This is a genomic window from Streptomyces sp. NRRL S-118, assembly GCF_000716335.1.
Taxonomy (GTDB): domain Bacteria; phylum Actinomycetota; class Actinomycetes; order Streptomycetales; family Streptomycetaceae; genus Streptomyces.
The window spans coordinates 19,145-35,386 of record NZ_KL591023.1 but is presented as its reverse complement, the minus strand read 5'-3'; the positions used below and the strand labels follow the sequence as shown (position 1 = coordinate 35,386).

Annotated in this window: 14 protein-coding genes; 5 read left to right on the top strand and 9 right to left on the bottom strand. The window is 74.4% G+C overall.

Going from position 1 to position 16,242, the window contains the following annotated elements; all coding sequences use genetic code 11:
- The first annotated feature begins 87 nt into the window (after positions 1 to 87).
- Together IH00_RS39085 and IH00_RS40670 are read left to right on the top strand one after the other, a co-directional pair.
- Positions 88 to 1,104 carry a glycosyltransferase family 2 protein gene (locus tag IH00_RS39085; protein WP_078888019.1) on the top strand — a complete coding sequence of 339 codons (1,017 nt, stop codon included), beginning with the start codon at positions 88 to 90 and terminating at the stop codon, positions 1,102 to 1,104.
- Complete coding sequence (locus tag IH00_RS40670; protein ID WP_031078849.1) at positions 1,101 to 1,595, top strand: GtrA family protein; 495 nt, start codon at positions 1,101 to 1,103, stop codon at positions 1,593 to 1,595. The genes IH00_RS39085 and IH00_RS40670 overlap by 4 nt, the downstream gene beginning before the upstream one ends.
- Here the strand turns inward: IH00_RS40670 and IH00_RS0129300 are convergent.
- The 4 genes from IH00_RS0129300 to IH00_RS0129285 form a co-directional block, all read right to left on the bottom strand.
- Positions 1,570 to 3,090, bottom strand: coding sequence for a DUF6056 family protein (locus IH00_RS0129300; RefSeq protein WP_031078848.1), 1,521 nt, complete (start codon positions 3,088 to 3,090; stop codon positions 1,570 to 1,572). The two genes, IH00_RS40670 and IH00_RS0129300, sit on opposite strands and share 26 nt — an antisense overlap.
- Before the next feature lie 112 nt (positions 3,091 to 3,202).
- Positions 3,203 to 4,051, bottom strand: a complete 849-nt coding sequence (locus tag IH00_RS0129295; protein WP_031078846.1) for an ATP-grasp domain-containing protein — start codon at positions 4,049 to 4,051, stop codon at positions 3,203 to 3,205.
- 78 nt (positions 4,052 to 4,129) lie between these two features.
- Positions 4,130 to 4,855 (bottom strand): class I SAM-dependent methyltransferase, encoded by a 726-nt coding sequence (locus IH00_RS0129290; protein ID WP_031078845.1) that lies wholly within the window; start codon positions 4,853 to 4,855, stop codon positions 4,130 to 4,132.
- Positions 4,856 to 4,883: 28 nt separating this feature from the next.
- Positions 4,884 to 5,537 carry an NADPH-dependent FMN reductase gene (locus IH00_RS0129285; protein ID WP_052411711.1) on the bottom strand — a complete coding sequence of 218 codons (654 nt, stop codon included), beginning with the start codon at positions 5,535 to 5,537 and terminating at the stop codon, positions 4,884 to 4,886.
- Positions 5,538 to 5,682: 145 nt separating this feature from the next.
- Between IH00_RS0129285 and IH00_RS0129280 the strand changes: the two genes are divergently transcribed.
- Entirely contained in the window at positions 5,683 to 6,537 is an 855-nt protein-coding gene (locus IH00_RS0129280) for a helix-turn-helix domain-containing protein (RefSeq protein WP_031078840.1), read from the top strand.
- A gap of 67 nt (positions 6,538 to 6,604) precedes the next feature.
- Here the strand turns inward: IH00_RS0129280 and IH00_RS0129275 are convergent, their stop codons facing one another.
- Positions 6,605 to 9,403, bottom strand: coding sequence for a SpoIIE family protein phosphatase (locus IH00_RS0129275; protein ID WP_078888018.1), 2,799 nt, complete (start codon positions 9,401 to 9,403; stop codon positions 6,605 to 6,607).
- Between the two features lie 122 nt (positions 9,404 to 9,525).
- On the opposite strand from IH00_RS0129275, the gene IH00_RS0129270 reads away from it, so the two are divergent.
- A complete protein-coding gene (locus tag IH00_RS0129270) occupies positions 9,526 to 10,290 on the top strand; it encodes a carbonic anhydrase (protein WP_420710937.1) in 765 nt (254 codons plus the stop codon).
- A 31-nt stretch (positions 10,291 to 10,321) separates the two neighbouring features.
- Here the strand turns inward: IH00_RS0129270 and IH00_RS0129265 are convergent, their stop codons facing one another.
- Positions 10,322 to 10,948, bottom strand: a complete 627-nt coding sequence (locus IH00_RS0129265; protein ID WP_031078835.1) for an alpha-ketoglutarate-dependent dioxygenase AlkB — start codon at positions 10,946 to 10,948, stop codon at positions 10,322 to 10,324.
- 728 nt (positions 10,949 to 11,676) lie between these two features.
- Between IH00_RS0129265 and IH00_RS0129260 the strand changes: the two genes are divergently transcribed.
- The gene (locus IH00_RS0129260) at positions 11,677 to 12,747 is read left to right on the top strand and encodes a hypothetical protein (protein WP_052411709.1); all 1,071 of its coding nucleotides are present in this window, start codon (positions 11,677 to 11,679) and stop codon (positions 12,745 to 12,747) included.
- A 65-nt stretch (positions 12,748 to 12,812) separates the two neighbouring features.
- On the opposite strand, the gene IH00_RS0129255 is transcribed toward IH00_RS0129260, so the two are convergent.
- The 3 genes from IH00_RS0129255 to IH00_RS0129245 all read right to left on the bottom strand — a co-directional run bounded on the left by IH00_RS0129255 (position 12,813) and on the right by IH00_RS0129245 (position 16,179).
- A complete protein-coding gene (locus tag IH00_RS0129255) occupies positions 12,813 to 13,985 on the bottom strand; it encodes a polyprenyl synthetase family protein (protein WP_078888016.1) in 1,173 nt (390 codons plus the stop codon).
- Positions 13,982 to 15,028 carry a tetratricopeptide repeat protein gene (locus tag IH00_RS0129250; RefSeq protein WP_031078832.1) on the bottom strand — a complete coding sequence of 349 codons (1,047 nt, stop codon included), beginning with the start codon at positions 15,026 to 15,028 and terminating at the stop codon, positions 13,982 to 13,984. The genes IH00_RS0129255 and IH00_RS0129250 overlap by 4 nt, the downstream gene beginning before the upstream one ends.
- 347 nt (positions 15,029 to 15,375) lie before the next feature.
- Positions 15,376 to 16,179 (bottom strand): class I SAM-dependent methyltransferase, encoded by an 804-nt coding sequence (locus IH00_RS0129245; protein WP_234334994.1) that lies wholly within the window; start codon positions 16,177 to 16,179, stop codon positions 15,376 to 15,378.
- Positions 16,180 to 16,242 lie beyond the last annotated feature (63 nt).

Genomic DNA, 16,242 nt, shown 5'->3' with positions numbered 1-16,242 from the left:
CGACCGGCCGATCACCATCCTCCATGTGCGGTGGGCACCGATCGTGCGTCCGCCGCCCCGCACACCGGTGCATGGAGTGAGTAGGCAATGGTCCATATTTCGGTCGTCGTCCCGTGCTTCGACGAGAGCGAGGTGATCGAGGCGTTCCACGCCGCCCTGACCGCGGCGCTCGAACCGGCCGGCGCCACCTTCGAGGTCTGTTACGTCGACGACGGCAGCGGCGACGGGACGATGGACCGGCTGCGCGGGCTGGCGGCGACGGACCCGCGGGTGCGCTACACCTCCTTCAGCCGCAACTTCGGCAAGGAGTCGGCCATGCTGGCCGGCCTGCGCATGTCCCGGGGCGACGCCGTGGTCCTCATGGACGCCGACCTCCAGCACCCGCCGGAGCTCGTCCCCCGCATGCTGGAACTGCACCGGCACGGCTACGACCAGGTCATCGCCCAGCGCGACCGCACGGGCGAGGGCGCCGTGCGCAGCTCGCTCAGCCGCGCCTACTACCGTCTGGTGCGCCGCTTCATGGACGTCGAGGTCGTGGACGGGGCGGGCGACTTCCGCCTGCTGTCGCGCCGCGCGGTCGACGCGGTGCTGTCCCTGCCGGAGAGCAACCGCTTCTCCAAGGGCCTGTTCTCCTGGATCGGCTTCGACACCGTCAGCTTCACGTACCAGAACGTCGAACGGGCCGCGGGGCGGTCGAAGTGGGGCGGCCGACGACTGCTCAACTACGGCATCGACGGGCTGCTCTCCTTCAACAGCCGCCCGCTGCGGCTGGCGATCCACACCGGCCTGTGGCTCTTCCTCTCGGCCTTCGCGTACGCGCTGTGGATCATCGCCAACGTCATCCTGGACGGCGTCGACACCCCGGGTTACGCCACGCTCATCACCGCCATCGTGGCGCTCAGCGGCGTCCAGCTCGCCACCCTCGGCGTCATCGGCGAGTACGTGGGCCGGATCTACCACGAGTCCAAGCGGCGGCCCCATTACGTCGTCCGCGAGACGAACGAGCCCGCCGGAGCCCGTACCGCCCCCGGCACCGTGGACCGTGCCGCCGTCCGCACCACGCCCCGGCTGGAAGCCGCCGGACGCACCCGGCCGGAGTCGTGAAGCACCGTCCGGCCGGCCGGGCGGTGCCGCGCCCGCCGAGCGCGGCCGGCCTGCGCCAGTTCGCGACCTTCGCGGCGATCGGCCTGGCCAACACGGCGGTCTACTACGCCGTGTACGCCTTGCTGAACATCTGGCTGCCCTATCTGGCGGCGCACGCCGTGGGGTACGCGGTGAGCGTCGTCGGCTCGTTCCTGCTCAACTCGTACATCACCCTGCGCACCCGGCCCACCTGGCGGGCCTTCGCGCGCTATCCCCTTTCCGGGGCCGTGAACGTCGTCGGCAGCGGCGTCCTGCTCCACCTCGCCGTGAGCCGGCTCGGCATGAACGAGAACCTCGCCGCGCTCGCGGCCGGCGTCGCCGTCACGCCGCTGTCGTTCCTGCTGGCCCGATGGGCCATCACCTCCGGGGCGGCCGCGACCCGTCGGTCGGGTTCCCGGCCGCCGCGGGCGGAGGAAGCGGCTCAGGTCACGGAAGGCGCGTCCCGTAAGTGACCTTCTCCAGGTCGTAGTAGTCGGCGACGCACTGCGCGGGCCACACGTTGCGCCCGTTGTTGCCGAACGGCTCCAGCATCCTGCCGACGGGCAGCGGCTTGTACGGGGCCGTGGTGGCGCCGCCGGCGGCCTGCTCGCGCAGCCAGCGGTCCTGGCGGTCCCACTTCTGGGCCCGTGCCTTCATGTCGTGGCCCAGGTCGTACAGCGGGGCGACCAGGCCCAGGACGGACACCGCGCACACGGCCGCGGCGAGCGCCGTCACCAGACGGTTGCGGCTGCCCGCCGGGGCGGTGCGCACCCGCAGCGCGCGGCCCGTCAGCGCGCCGAGGCCGGTGAGCAGCGCGACGTACACCAGCAGCCAGTCGTTCCAGGTCCGCTCGGTGCGCACCACGCGCTCGCCGAAGGCCGGGTAGGTGATGGCGGTGCACAGGTAGCCGCAGGCGAGGAAGGTGAGCGTGCCGAGTGCGGCGAGCAGCAGCGGGCGGCACGGCATCAGCACCGGCCGGTGGCCCGCCCGGCGGCGCGCCAGCAGCCCCAGCAGCACTCCGGCCGCGACCGCGCCCACGTACTCCCAGGTCGTGAAGACGGTCTCCAGGATGCGCAGGTACGCGCGCAGCGACCCGATGAGCGATTCGGGGGCGAGCATGGAGACGGTCTCGGCGTCGTACCGCCGGCGGCGGTTGCGCGAGCCGGGGGAGGTCACGAGCAGCAGCGTGCCGATGGCGACGCCCGCCATACCGGTCACCGCCCAGACGCGGACCAGGGACCGCACCCGCGTGGTGAACAGCAGGTTCGCGCACAGGAGGGCGACGGCGAGCACCACGAGCGCGACGACGGACGCCTCCTCGGAGAGCGTGCCCATGAAGACGCCCGCGACCAGGACCACCGCCAGGGCGGCGATCCTGCCCCGGCGGCCGCGGGCGCGCATCAGCGGCACGGCCGCCGCGCACGCCAGCACGGGGGCCAGCGTGTGCGATACGGAGGCGGCCGGCCAGAAGAAGGTCTTGTAGGTGTTGGGCGTGGCGAAGAGGAACATCGCCGTGATCATCGAGGCGACGAGCAGCGGCACGCCGCGCGGTACCTGCCGGCCGGTGGCACGCAGGGCGTGGACGGTGACGGCCCACAGCAGCACCAGCATCAGGACGCCGCTGATCACGGCGTACCACTGGTGGCCGGCCACGGGGAACTCGGCGTACAGCCCGACGAGCAGGCCGTTGGCGATCCGCCCGTTGTCGGTGGAGTAGAACTTGTCGACGAGTCCCCAGATGCCGCCGTCCCGTACGACGGGCAGGAAGCACCACTCGTCGGCGCTCGGCCGGACGTAGCGGCCCAGGTACGAGGCCGCGGCCAGGAGGCCCAGCGGCAGCAGCGCCAGGCCCGTCGTCCAGATGGTGGTCCACGACCGGCGCGGTCCTCCCCCGTCCTTCCCCGGGCCCGCCCCCGGGCCGTCGCCCGGATCCCGGGGGATGGTGACACTCGTTGCGCCGACGGACATGCTCTGTTCACTGCCTCTCGGAAAACCACTGGTCCGACACCCAAGAGGGGATTTCTCGCGGTGCCGTTTCCATTCGCCCGGACGTATTGCCGGATCGCAACCTCAGGGGCGCTCAGGCGGCCGAGGTTGCGCCGAGGAGGCGGTGCAGGGACGCGGTCATCCGCGTGACGAAGGAGTCGCGGGTCCGCTCGTCGAGGAGGTCGAGGGAGAGGTAGGGGTTGAGGTCCTCCAGCTCGACCAGGAGGAGTTCGCCGCCGGGGGCACGGCAGGCGTCGACCCGCTGGATGCCGTGGTCGATGGCGTTCCAGTCGACGAACCACTGGGCGAAGGCAAGGTCGGCGGCCGTGGGTTCGTACGGGGCGAGGTCCCAGCGCCGGTCGGGGCGGGGGGCGAAGAGGGCGTACTGGAAGGTGCGGTCGATGAAGTAGAACGACACCTCGTAGCGGAAGTCGACGCGGGGCTGGACGAGGACGTCGCCGCCGGCGGCGAGGCGGGACAGCCGGTCGGGGGTGACGAACTCCAGGCCTATCGAGTCCGCGCCGGTCCTGGGCTTGACGACGTAGGTGTCCGCCCGGGGCAGGCGGTGGAGGTCCTCCGGGCGGTCGACGGTGGGGATGACCGGGTGTCCCGCGGCGCTCAGGTCGAGCAGGTACTGCTTGCCGGCCATGTCGCCCTTGCCGGTGAGCTGGTTGTACACGGGGACACCGGCGGCGAGGGCGCGGGCGCGGAAGTCGTCGTACGCGGCGCGGTAGTGCAGCACCGGGCCGCTGTTGCGGACGACGACGGCGTCGAAGGAGGCCATGAGGGCGGCCGCGTCGGCCGGGTGGCACAGGGCGAGGTCGAAGGTGTCGCGCAGCCGGGACGTGAGGAAGATGTCCTCGTCGCAGTAGCGCCGCCCGCGGGCCTGGTAGGCGAGGTCGGTGACGTACAGCAGCCGGGGCCGGGGCGCGGTGGCGGACACGTTTCTCCTGGGGGTGGGCGGCCCGACGGGGTCGGTCGGGGCGAGCTCCCGCGGGGCGGGGGCGCGGCGCCGCCCAACCTACCGGCGTGCCACCACCAGCCGGCAGCGGGGAGCGCCGTCGGGGCGGGTGCCGAGCGCCGGGAGCGCCGTCGTACCGGCCGTGAAGCCGGCGCGGGCCAGGTCGTCGAGGACGTCCGGGAGGCGGAAGGTGCGGTAGTACATGATGAAGCGCGGCCGCCACAGGAGGTTGCGCACCCGCATCACGGTGTCGAAGCCCCACAGGGCCCAGTAGGGCAGTGAACCGACCGGTGGCGGGGCGGGGACGGGGAAGGCGAACAGTCCGCCCGGCCGCAGCGCCGTGTGCACCTGACGGAAGAGGACCGGGCGCTCGCGGGGCAGGAAGTGCCCGAAGGCACCGAAGCTGACGGCCAGGTCGAAACCCTCCCGGAACGGCAGCGCGCGGGCGTCGGCCCGTACCCAGTGCGGCACCGGCCCTTCGGCGGTGCGCGGGTGGGCGGCGCGGGCCCGGGCGAGCATCCCGGCGCTGAAGTCGACACCCGTGACCTGTTCGCGGCACACCTCCCGCAGCACGCGCAGGCCCGCCCCGGTGCCGCAGCACACGTCGAGGCCGGCGCGGAACGGCCCGAACGGCCGCAGCGCGTCGGTGACCGCGTCGAGCAGCCGGTCGGGGGTGCGGAAGGGCGTCCGGTCGAACGAGGGGGCCAGCAGGTCGTAGCCGCGCTCGGTGGAGGAGAGCGCCTGGACGGCGAGTTCGCGGAGGGTCGGGCCCTTGGCTGTGAACATCGCCGTCCAGCGTATCGGCAGGCGGGGGCTACCGGCCGGCGTAGGGGCGCTCGCGGCGGGCGTCGCGCAGGACCCGGCCCCACCAGTCGAGCTGGTCGAGCATGGCCTTCGCGGCGGTGGCGTGCTCCTCGGGGTCCGTGAGCCGGCCGTCCGCGTCGAACAGCAGGTAGTAGCGGGGGAAGCTGACGTAGTCGCGGACGGTGTGGGCGTGCAGCTCGCCGAAGACCTGCCGCAGCTGCTCGATGGCGAGGAGCCCGCCGCTGGCGCCGCTGTATCCGACGAAGCCGATGGGCTTGGCGCGCCACTCGGTGCAGTGCCAGTCGATGGCGGCCTTGAGGGAGGCCGGGAAGCTGCGGTTGTAGTCGGGGGTGACCACGACGACGGCGTCCGCCGCCGCGATGCGCCGCGTCAGCCCGGCCATTCCGGCGGGGCGGGGCAGGTCCGGGTCCATCGCGGGCGGTACGGGAGGCAGCGCGAGCGGCAGCTCGACGTCGGCCAGGTCGACGACGTCGACCTCGAACCCGCCGTGCTGCTCGGCCTGCTCGGCGAACCAGCGGGTGACGACGGGGCCGAAGCGGCCTTCCCTGACGCTGCCGACGACGACCGCGAGGCGCAGGGGGCGGGAGGAGCCCGCGGTGGGGGCGGAGGACGTGGCGGAGGGCGTGGCGGAGGACGAGGACATGTCGGGGCTCCTTGGGAGTGGTCACGGGCGACCGTGCGGTCACGTCCTCCAACCTGTCGTGGCAGCGGCGCGGCGGGGAGGCCGGGCCGGAGCTGGTAGGGAGAGGGCCACCCTCCGGGCCGCCGGGGTTGCTACCTTCGGCCGGATGAGCGACAACGAACTGGGACTCTTCCTGCGGACGCGCCGCGAGGCGGTCACCCCCGCCCAGGTCGGCCTGCCGACCGGCCCGCGCCGTCGTACGCCGGGGCTGCGCCGGGCGGAACTGGCCATGCTGGCCGGGGTGAGCGTGGAGTACGTGACGCGCCTGGAGCAGGGCCGTGACCGGCGCCCGTCGGTGCAGATCGTGGTCGCGCTGGCGGACGCGCTGCGGCTGACGGCGAGCGAGCGGGTGCACCTGCACCGGCTGACCAAGGGCGCCGACGGCACGTTCATGTGCGCGGGCGCGGCGGCGCCGGAGCGTACGGTCCGGCCGGGCCTGCGGGTGCTGCTGGAGCGGCTGGAGCCGGCCCCGGCCGTACTGCTGAACCGGATCGGCGACGCACTGGCCTGGACTGCCGGGTACGAGCGGCTGGCCGGACCCGCGGGCCTGCTCGACGGCGACCCGCCGAACCTCACCCGGTTCGTCTTCACCGACGAGCGGGCCCCCGGCGTCTTCCCCGACCGGGACCGGGTCGCCGACGAGCAGGTGGCCGCGCTCAAGCAGGGGCCGTTCCGGGCCGATCCCCATGTCGCGGCGTTCGCCGACGAGCTGACCTTCACGGCCGGGGCCGACTTCGCCGACCGGGTGCGCACGCTGCCGGGGCTCCCGGCGGCCACGGGGGTCACCCGGCTGGCGCACCCGGAGGCGGGGATGCTGCGCCTGGCGTACGAGACGCTGGAGTTGCCCGGCGACGTCGACCTGAGGCTGGTCGTCCACCTCCCCGCCGACGACGCCACTGCCGCGGCACTGGACCGGCTGACCGGCCGGCGTCCGGGCGCCCTGCGGGCGGTGTCCGGCTGAGACGGTCCCGGAGGTCACCGGGGTCACCAGGGTCACCGGGAGGGGGCCCGGGAGCGGGGTGTCGCCCCTAGATCGGGTCGGCGTCGAGGATGTCGAGGAACAGCGCGCCCTCGGCGGCCGTCTCCCGGGTCGGGTCGGGAGGTGGCTGTTCCGCCCAGATGACCTTGCCCTGAGGGGTGTAGCGGGTGCCCCAGCGTTCGGAGAGCTGGGCGACGAGGAAGAGGCCGCGGCCTCCCTCGTCGGTCGTGGCGGCGTACCGCAGGTGCGGGGAGGTGCTGCTGGTGTCGGAGACCTCGCAGGTCAGGCCGCGGTCGTGGAGGAGGCGGACGCGGACCGGCGGGGCGCCGTAGCGGATGGCGTTGGTGATGAGCTCGCTGAGGACGAGCTCGGTGGTGAAGGCCAGGTCGGACAGGCCCCACTCGTCGAGCTGACGTACGGCGGCGGCGCGCACCTTGGCGACGGCTCCGGGGTGGAAGGGGACGTCCCAGTCGACGACCCGGTCGGGGCCGAGGGCGCGGGTACGGGCGATCAGCAGGGCCACGTCGTCCTTGGGGTGGGCCGGCAGCAGTGCTTCGCAGACGGCGCGGCAGCTCTCGTCGGGAGTCCGGTCCGGTGCCGAGAGGGCCTGGCGGAGCAGTTCCAGGCCGACGTCGATGTCGCGGGTGCGGTCCTCGATCAGCCCGTCGGTGTAGAAGACGAGCTGGCTGCCCTCGGCGAGTTCCAGCTCGGCGGTCTCGAACGGGATGCCGCCCAGGCCCAGGGGCGGGCCGGCGGGCAGGTCGGGGAACTCCACCAGCCCGTCGGGGTGGACCAGCGCGGGCAGCGGGTGCCCCGCGCGGGCCATGACGCAGCGGCGCGAGACCGGGTCGTACACGGCGTAGAGGCAGGTGGCGCCGGTCATGCCGGCGTCCGGCGGGTCGCCGGCGGGCCGCCCGGTGACGGGGTCGCTCTCGTCCTGGTCGATGCGGCCGACCAGGTCGTCGAGGCGGCCGAGGATCTCGTCGGGCGGCAGGTCGAGGGTGGAGAAGTTGTGCACGGCGGTGCGCAGCCGGCCCATCGTCGCGGCGGCGTGCAGGCCGTGCCCGACGACGTCCCCGACGACCAGGGCGACGCGGCTGCCGGGCAGCGGGATGACGTCGAACCAGTCGCCGCCGACGCCGGACTGGGCGGGCAGGTAGCGGTGGGCGACGTCGAGCGCGCTGTGCTCGGGCAGCGCGCGCGGCAGCAGGCTGCGCTGGAGCGTCACGGCCATGGCGTGTTCGCGGGTGTAGCGGCGGGCGTTGTCGATGCAGACCGCCGCCCGGGTGACGAGCTCCTCGGCGAGTGCGAGATCCTCCTCCTCGAACGGCTCGGGCTTCTCGGAGCGCCAGAAGTTGGCGACGCCCAGCACCACTCCCCTGGCCTTGAGGGGCACCGCGATGAGCGAGTGGATGCCGTACTCGACGATCCGGCCGGCCCGCTCGGGGTCCTGGGCCTGCCACCCGGGTGCCTGGGACAGGTGGGGGACGAGTTCGGCGCGGCCGCTGCCGAAGCCGCGGGCCTGCGGCGTGGACGGCAGGAAGCCGATCATCCTGCCGCGCGGGTAGAGGGGGTGGTCGTGGCGGATGCCGGCGACGGCGGTGCGGCGCATGTCGGCGCCGGTGCCGGTGGGCTCCTCGCCGCGCAGTACGGCGTCGGCCAGGTCGACGGTGACGAAGTCGGCGAACCGGGGGACGGCCACCTCGGCGAGTTCCTCGGCGGTGCGGACCACGTCGAGGCTGGTGCCGATGCCGACGCCGGCATCGTAGAGGAGGTTGAGGCGCTTGCGGGCGCCCTCGGCACGGCCGGTGAGGGCGCGCAGTTCGGTGGTGTCGCGGATGGTGGCGACGGTGCCGGCGGGGCCGCCGTCGCGGTCGGTGGGGCGCTGGTTGACGGCGAGCAACCGGTCGGCGGCGAGGACGACCTCGTCGGTGGCGACGCGGCCGGAGGCCAGCAGCTCGGCGATGCCGGGGTCGAGTCCCGGCAGCTCGCCGATCTGGCGGCCCTCGGCGTCGACGGGCAGTTGCAGGAGGCGGCGGGCCTCGTCGTTGGCCAGGAGGAGGCGTCCGTCGCCGCCGACGATGACGACGCCCTCGCGGACGGCGTGGAGGACGGCGTCGTGGTGTTCGTACACCCGGGTCATCTCGGCGGGGCCGAGGCCGTGGGTCTGGCGGCGCAGCCGTCCGGCCACCAGGGCCGTCCCGGCGGTGGCCAGGCCCAGGCCGGCCGCACTGGTGGCGAGGATGACGGGGAGCTGGCGATTGACCACGCCGGTGACGTTCTTGACCTGGAGTCCGGCGGAGACGAGGCCGATGATCCGCCCGTCGTCGGAGTCCCGGATCGGCACTATGGCCTGGACCTCGTCACCGAGGGGGCCGTTGACGTTCTCGGTGTGGACGCGGCCTTCGAGGGAGGGCTCGATGGTGCCGACGAAGCGGCCGCCGATCCGCTCGGGCTGGGGGTGGGTGTAGCGGATTCCCTGGGTGTCCATGATGACGATGAAGTCGACACCGGCCGCCTTGCGGGCGGCTTCGGTGAGGGGCTGGAGCACGCGGGACGGATCGGGCGAGGCCAGTACCTCATCGATGCCGGGGGCGTGGGCGAACGATTGGGCGACCGCGACGGAACGGTTGCGCGCCTCGCGGTCGCTGTCGCTGCGCGACTGGAGGAGCAGCGCGAGGACCGCGCCGAGGACGAGCAGTACGACAAGCGCCACCTGCAGGACGAAGACCTGCCCGGCGACACTCCGCGGACGCCTTTCGGCCAGTGACCGAACCGAGGCACCACGGAATCGGTCGCGAACGTTGACCACGCTCCTTTCTAACACCGCAGACCCGGCCGCGACCATGCGTGACCGTCGGTCGCCGGCCGGACACGGAACGCCAGCGGAGTCCAGGATTCGCCCAACACCGACCCAACGATGATCAAAATCGAACAGAACGGATCATGGTCAGGCGTACGTTCCCGGGCGTGACCTCGACTCCAGGAGACATATCCACACGGCCGGCCGATGCCGTGACCACGGCCGGAACGCGCCGGCGGAGCCTGCTGCGGGCGGCGTTCGGCGGCACCGCGGCCCTCACCACCGGCCTCGTCGCCGGCGCCCCGTCCGCGGCCGCGCGGACCGGGGGAGGCGCCCGCGGGAAGCGGCCCGCCACCCCCGCCGCGGCGCTGCGCGCCCTGGCGCACGGCAACGAACGGTGGCGGGCCCTGCACCAGACCCATCCCCACGAGGCCAGGGCCGACCGGGTGGCGGCCGTATCCGGCCAGCACCCGTTCGCCGTCGTCCTGGGCTGCATCGACTCGCGCGTCCCGCCGGAGCTCGTCTTCGACCAGGGACTGGGGGACCTGATGACCGTCCGCTCCGCGGGCGAGGTGCTCGACGAGGCCGTGCTCGGCAGCATCGCCTACGGCGTGCTGGAGCTCGGCATCCCGCTCGTCATGGTGCTCGGCCACCAGTCCTGCGGGGCGGTCGGCGCGGCGGTGCACGCCGATGAGACCGGTGAGGAGCTGCCCGCGCACATCGCGTACGTCGCGGAGCAGATCCGGCCCGCGATCGACCGCGGCCGGAGCGGGCCTGCCCGCGTCGACGCGACGATCACGGCGCAGGTACGGCTCGTGACGTCCCGGCTCGCCGCCGAGCCCGACCTGGCGGCCCGGGTGGAGACGGGCGCGCTCGCCGTCGTCGGCGCCCGGTACGAGCTGGCGAGCCAGCTGGTCCACCGCGTCGCCTGACCCGGCGGCCGGGGCGCCGGCCGGCGGGGGCTCAGCGCACTCCCCGGGGCCGGAACTGGACACTGATCCGCGGTCCGACGTCCTTCGTGGTCTTGGGGACGGCGTGCTCCCAGGTCCGCTGGCACGACCCGCCCATCACGACCAGGTCGCCGTGGCCGAGAGGCAGTCGCATGGGCGCGCCGCCGCCGCGGGGCCGCAGCGCGAGGTGCCGCGGTTCGCCGACCGAGAGGATGGCGACCATGGTGTCCTCCCGCGCGCCCCGGCCGATGCGGTCGCCGTGCCAGGCGACGCTGTCGCGGCCGTCGCGGTAGTAGCACAGCCCCGCCGTGGCGAACGGCTCTCCCAGCTCGGCGCCGTAGTGGGCGGACAGGGCGGCGCGGGCCTCCTGGAGCACCGGATGCGGCAGGGGGTCGTCGGCGCCGTAGAAGGCGAGGAGCCGTGGCACGGCGACCTCGTGGTCGTACATGTGCCGGCGCTCGGCCCGCCAGGGCACGGTGGAGACCAGTTCGCCGAAGAGGGCGTCCGCTCCCGACAGCCAGCCGGGAAGCAGGTCGATCCACGCCCCTGCGCCGAGGACGGTCCGCCGGACGCCGGTGAGCGGGCCGAGCCGGATGTCGTCGCTCTGGTCGAAGAGCGAGCTCTGGAGGTGCTGTGCCATGCCCTCCAGCGTAGACCGGCATCGAACACATGAGCTATTCATGATCAGGGCGGCAGGCCTGCCAGCAGCCTGTACGCCGTGGCGGCGAACGCGTCGCCCGGCCGCTGTTGCGGCGGGTGGAGGCGGCGGCCGGGGCCGTCGCCGTGGCGGGGCGGAAGCCCGGGAACGCCTGCTGCCCGCCGGCCGCGCCGGCGTGGAAGCACATCGGCCCGTGGTCGGTGGGGTGCCGGAACCAGGTGAGGGCGTGCACGCGCCGTGGGCCGAGGCCGCGCTGCAGGACGGTCGCGCGGGACGGGCGGGGGCGGCGCCGTACCGCCGCAGCGGACCGTGCGGCGGCCGTGGCGCGACAGGGCGAAGACGGCGTCGGGGACCTCGACGGCGCGGACTGCCTCGTCGAGCCGGCCCTCCGGCTCGACCCGCTCGCCGGTGGTGGGGCCCGCCGGCGGCCGGTGCGGCGTGGCGCTTCAGCCGGCGCGCCCTTCAGGCCCCGTGGCGCGCCGTCGAACCAGGTGGCGCCCATGTGCGCCACGTACACGCCGCTGTCAACCAAGTGACGTGGCCTTCGGCCACCCGCACGCCCAAGGCGGGATCGCCGCCCCCTGAATCGGCGCGGTCGCGGCATACCCCCTTCCGCTGCTCCCGGATGGCGCAATGGGGCCAAATGCCCCTTAGATGGTCCAACGACACGGTGTGTGCCTCACCGAACGTTCGGCGAATGGAGCCGCGCCATGACCACCGACCATCCGGCAACACCCCCCTCCCCTCCCCCGCCCGAGGCCGGCGAAGAGCAGGTCGGACAGCCCGCGGAAGGGACCGACGAGCCGATACGCACCCTGCTGTGGACCGCGGCCACCTATCGGCCGCTGGAAGAGGTCGCCGCACTGGTGAGCCTGCTCAAGCGGACCAAGGAGGTGTCCAGCCCGGGCGACGAGGCGCTGCGTGCCGCCGCCGTGGCCCGGCCGCTGGAGGAGGTCCGGCAACTGGTCGCCATGCTGGGGGAGCCCCCGCATCACCTCGACGAGGCCGACACGACGCTGCGCGCCGCTGCCGTCGGCAGACCCATCGAGGAGGTCGCCCAGCTGGTCGACATCCTCTGCACCGAGGACGGCGGGGGCCGGCCCCGGTCCGCCGCCACCGCCGGGGACATTGCGCGGGATGCGGCCCCGGCACCCGCGGGCGACAGCCCGGCGGGCGCGGCGAAGGCCGCCGACGGCAGGACCACCACCCTCCGGGCGGGCGACAAGAGGGTCTTCCTCCGCAAGCCCGGCGACAGGAAGGCCGAGGGCGGGGAGTCCTCCGGCCGGAAGGACGACGCCAGGAGGGCCGAGGAGCGCAAGCGGCCGGCGGCCGCGGCCGCCCGGGTCCACGCCGGCACTCCGGGCGACGCCGACGCCATCGCCCCCGGCCTGCGTTCCGTCCTGCGCTGGCCCGCCGCCTTCGTGCTCCTCGTCTGCGGCCTGGTCCACCTGCCCTCCGACCTCCCCGGCCTGCGGTCCGCCGACAGCACCGGCCTGCTGGCGGTCGGCGTGACCGCGCTCTGCCTGGGAGTCGGTGCCTGGCTCACCCTGCGCGACACGGTACGGATCTGGGCGGCCGCGGCCGCGACCGGAGTCGGCATCGTCGCGCTGCACGCCACGGCCGGCGTCGGTGACACGGACCTGCTGACCAGCAGCCTCGGCGGTCCGTACGCGTGGGCGAGTGCCGTGGCGGTGGTGTGTGCCGCGCTCGCCGCGGGACTCGCCGCATCGGCCCTGCTGCGCTGGCTGCGGGCCCTCGACCCGACGGCGGACAGCTGCTGACGGTCGGGCCGACGGCCGACACCGGCCGCACGGCCGACGCCCGGCGGTGCATCGGCCGACGACTTTCAGCTGACGCGCCCGACGGCGAACGGCAGCAGGGCGAGCAGTTCCGCGGCCGGAGCCGGCGCCAGGGGGACGCTGTTCAGCGCCTCCGCGGCGAGGTCCAGGCGGCGCCGCGCCTCCGCCAGCGCGGCCTCCCGTCCCCCCGCCTCCGCCACCAGGGCGGCCAGCTCCCGCAGCACGGCGTCGCCCGGCTCCCCGCCTCCCGGCCCCATGGCCGTGAGGCGCGTGGCGAGCCGGGCGGCCGCGGGGTGAGGCGCCGCCAGGGCCATGAGCACCGGGAGGGTCTTCTTGCGGCGGCGCAGGTCACCGTGGGCGGGCTTGCCCGTGACCGCGGGGTCTCCCCACAGTCCGAGCACGTCGTCGGCGGCCTGGAAGGCCACGCCCAGATGGCGCCCGGCCACGGACAGGGCGTCCACGACCGGCGCGGGCGCCCCGGCCAGCAGCGCTCCGAGCGCCGACGCGCAGCCCAGCAGCGCGCCGGTCTTCCGCTCGGCCATCCGCAGGTACGCTCCGACCTCCACGGCACCGGGCCCGGTCCACGGCCGGCTCTCGAAGAGGAGGTCCTCGGCCTGGCCCTCGACGAGGTCGGCCATGTCCCGGGAGAGCCGGCGCACGGCCGCCGCGCCGTGCGGGGCAGGTGCTCCGGCGAGAACCTCGAAGGCGAGGGCGAAGAGCGCGTCCCCGGCGAGCACCGCGGGGCCGGTGCCGTACGCCTTCCAGACGGCCGGGCGCTGTCTGCGCGTGTCGTCGCCGTCCATGATGTCGTCGTGCACCAGGGAGAAGGTGTGCACGAGTTCGACGGCGACGGCGCCGTCGACCGCGAGGTCACCGGGGGCTCCGGCGGCCTCGGCGCACAGGATCGCGAGCGCCTGGCGCAACCCCTTGCCCGCCGCGCCGGCACGGGGTTCCCCGCCGACCTCGCACCAGCCGAACGCATAGCCGGCCATCTCCGCGGGCCAGCTGTGCAGTCCCCCGACGCGCTCCCGCAGGGCGGGCTCGACCAGCGCGCGGCAGCGGGCCAGCGTCTGCGCGGGGGCCGTGGTCGCGGCACCGGGGGTGACGGGGTCCGTGGCGACACGGTTCGTGGTCGCTGCGGTCGTGTTCGCGGTCGTCGCGGCGGTCGTGGTGGCCGTGTTCGCGGTCGTCGCGGTGTGCGCGGTCACGGGCCGGGTCATCGGGCGGTCACCGGTGTCGTGTCGAGGCCCAGCTCCGCGCGGGCCCGGTCCACCATGGCGCGGGCGTGGTGGAGGCCCAGACGGTCCAGTACGCCGCGCAGGTCGGCGAGTTCGGCGGCCGTGTGCGCCGGGTCGGCACCGAGCCGCGCCCGGGCCTTGGCGGCACCGAGGCGGGAGAGGGCCTCGCCGCGCGGCTCGCCCATCTCGCGGAACTCGGCCAGGGCGAGGTCGTAGGTCTCGCGCGCCTCCTCGTACCGTCCCGCCCGGTAGAACACGTTGGCGCGCATCTTGTGGTTGTAGGCCAGCGCGCTCGACAGGTTCATCTCGCGGCAGGTCGCCTCGGCGCGGGCGAGCAGGTCCAGGGCGCGCTCCGGATCGCCGTCCCGTACGGAGACGATGTCCGCCAGGCCGCGCAGGGCCCAGGCGTGGCCGCGGCGGTCGTCGGCGCGCTCGGCGATCCCGGCGGCCTCCTCGAAGAGGGCGTAGGCACTGTCGTAGCGGCCGGTGTTGCGGTGGATCTGCGCGATGCCCTCCAGCGCCCAGACGGTGTGCCGGGCCTCGCCGCGGCGGCGGGCCTCGGCGAGCAGTTCGTCGTGGAGGGCCTCCACGGCGGCGTAGTCGCCCTGGATGCGGCCGGTTTCGGCAAGTCCGGCGAGGGAGTAGCCGTGGGCGACGACATCGCCGCCGCGCTTGCCGGTGTCGGCCGCGTACCGCAGGAGCCGGAAGGCGAGCGCCAGGGCACCGCGCTGGCGGGCGAGGGTGCCGCCGCTCCACAGGGCCCAGGCCATGCCGGAGAGGTCACCGGCCGAACGGGCCGTGCGGTAACCGCTCTTCCACGCCCGGTCGGCGGCCCGGACGTCGCCGAGCCGGCGGTGGGCCTCGGCGACGGCGAGGGCGGCGCGGGCCGTCTCGCGGGCGTCACCGGCGCGCTGGGCGGCGGCCAGCTGCTCGGTCGCGGCGGCGAGGACGTCGGTGAGCGAGGAGTTGACGGACAGGGCGCTGAGGGCCCCTTGGTACTCGGGCGCGAGGGCCTTGCTGAACATGGCTGTGCTCTCTTCGTACGGTCGTCTCTTTCAGCTGGCAGCGCGCGCGTGTCGGGAGAGAAGAGGGACAGCAGTGGCCAGAGGTTCCACTTCCCGTGGTCTTTTGTCATCCGCCCGGGCCGCACTCCCCCGCCGGTCGCGCGGTGTGCCCGCATCGACGCTCCGCGAACCCACCTGCTTCGCGGGCTTACTGGCGGAAGGTCAGGCTCTGCCGACACGGCACCTGTTGGTGCGCCGGCGCCTGCGGTCCGGGCCCACCGGTGGCGCTCCGGGCGCGGGCGGGAATGGAGGGGCCGGCCGGTGAGGGGCCGGAGCGGGGAGCCGCCCGGCGAACGGGACGCGCTCCTTCACCCGGGGCCGCCCGGCTGAGCGCGCTCCGGCCGGAGCAGCACCATGCCCGTGTCCCCGTGGTCCGGCAGGCCGGGGTCCTTGTCGACACGTGCGAGGTGCAGGTCGGCGGTGTGCGGGCCGAAGACCTCCCGCAGCGTCGTGGAGTCCACCGGGAAGGCCGGCCACTCCAGCCCGGCGCCGATCCGGTAGCTGGGCATGTTCTCCATGAAGGCCGCGACCAGGTGTCCGCCGGGCCGTACGGCGCGGATGAAGAGGCCGCAGAGTTCGGCGAACTCGTCCGCGTCCTCGGTGACGCTCTCGGCGACGAAATTCATCGACGCGAGGTCGTAGGCGCCCTCGGGCACGGCGGTCGCGTCGGCGTGGAGGACGCGGACCCGGGACAGCGCCTCGGTGAGGGAGACCGGCAGCCGGGGGTCGAGCTCGCGGCACAGGTCGTAGAAGGTCCGCCAGCTCTCGTCGGGTCGTTCCAGCTGGCCCGCGAGGTAGGCGACGTTGCCGGCCCCCGGCTCCAGCGCGTCGATGACACGGACGACGGCGGCGGCCGGCATCAGCGGGTAGAGGTTCGGCCCCGCCCCGAACTCCAGGGACCGGCCGACGCTTCCGGCGGCGAACTGCCGGTAGAAGGCGGAGTGGTGGCGGATGACCGTGGCGTCCGAGCTGTGCATACGCCGGTAGTTCTCGGTCAGGTAGGCGGTGACGGGCCACCGGTCCCAGTCCGCGTCGGCGTTGAACCGGTGCTCGTGTCCGTCGTCGTCGTGCCCCTCGGGGGCCGGCGGGCCCGGGTTCCTGTCCGCGCTCATGTCCGCCACCCGGCCGTCGTCCCCGCTCCCGCGACTGTCATGTTCTCCACCATCAGAGACTGC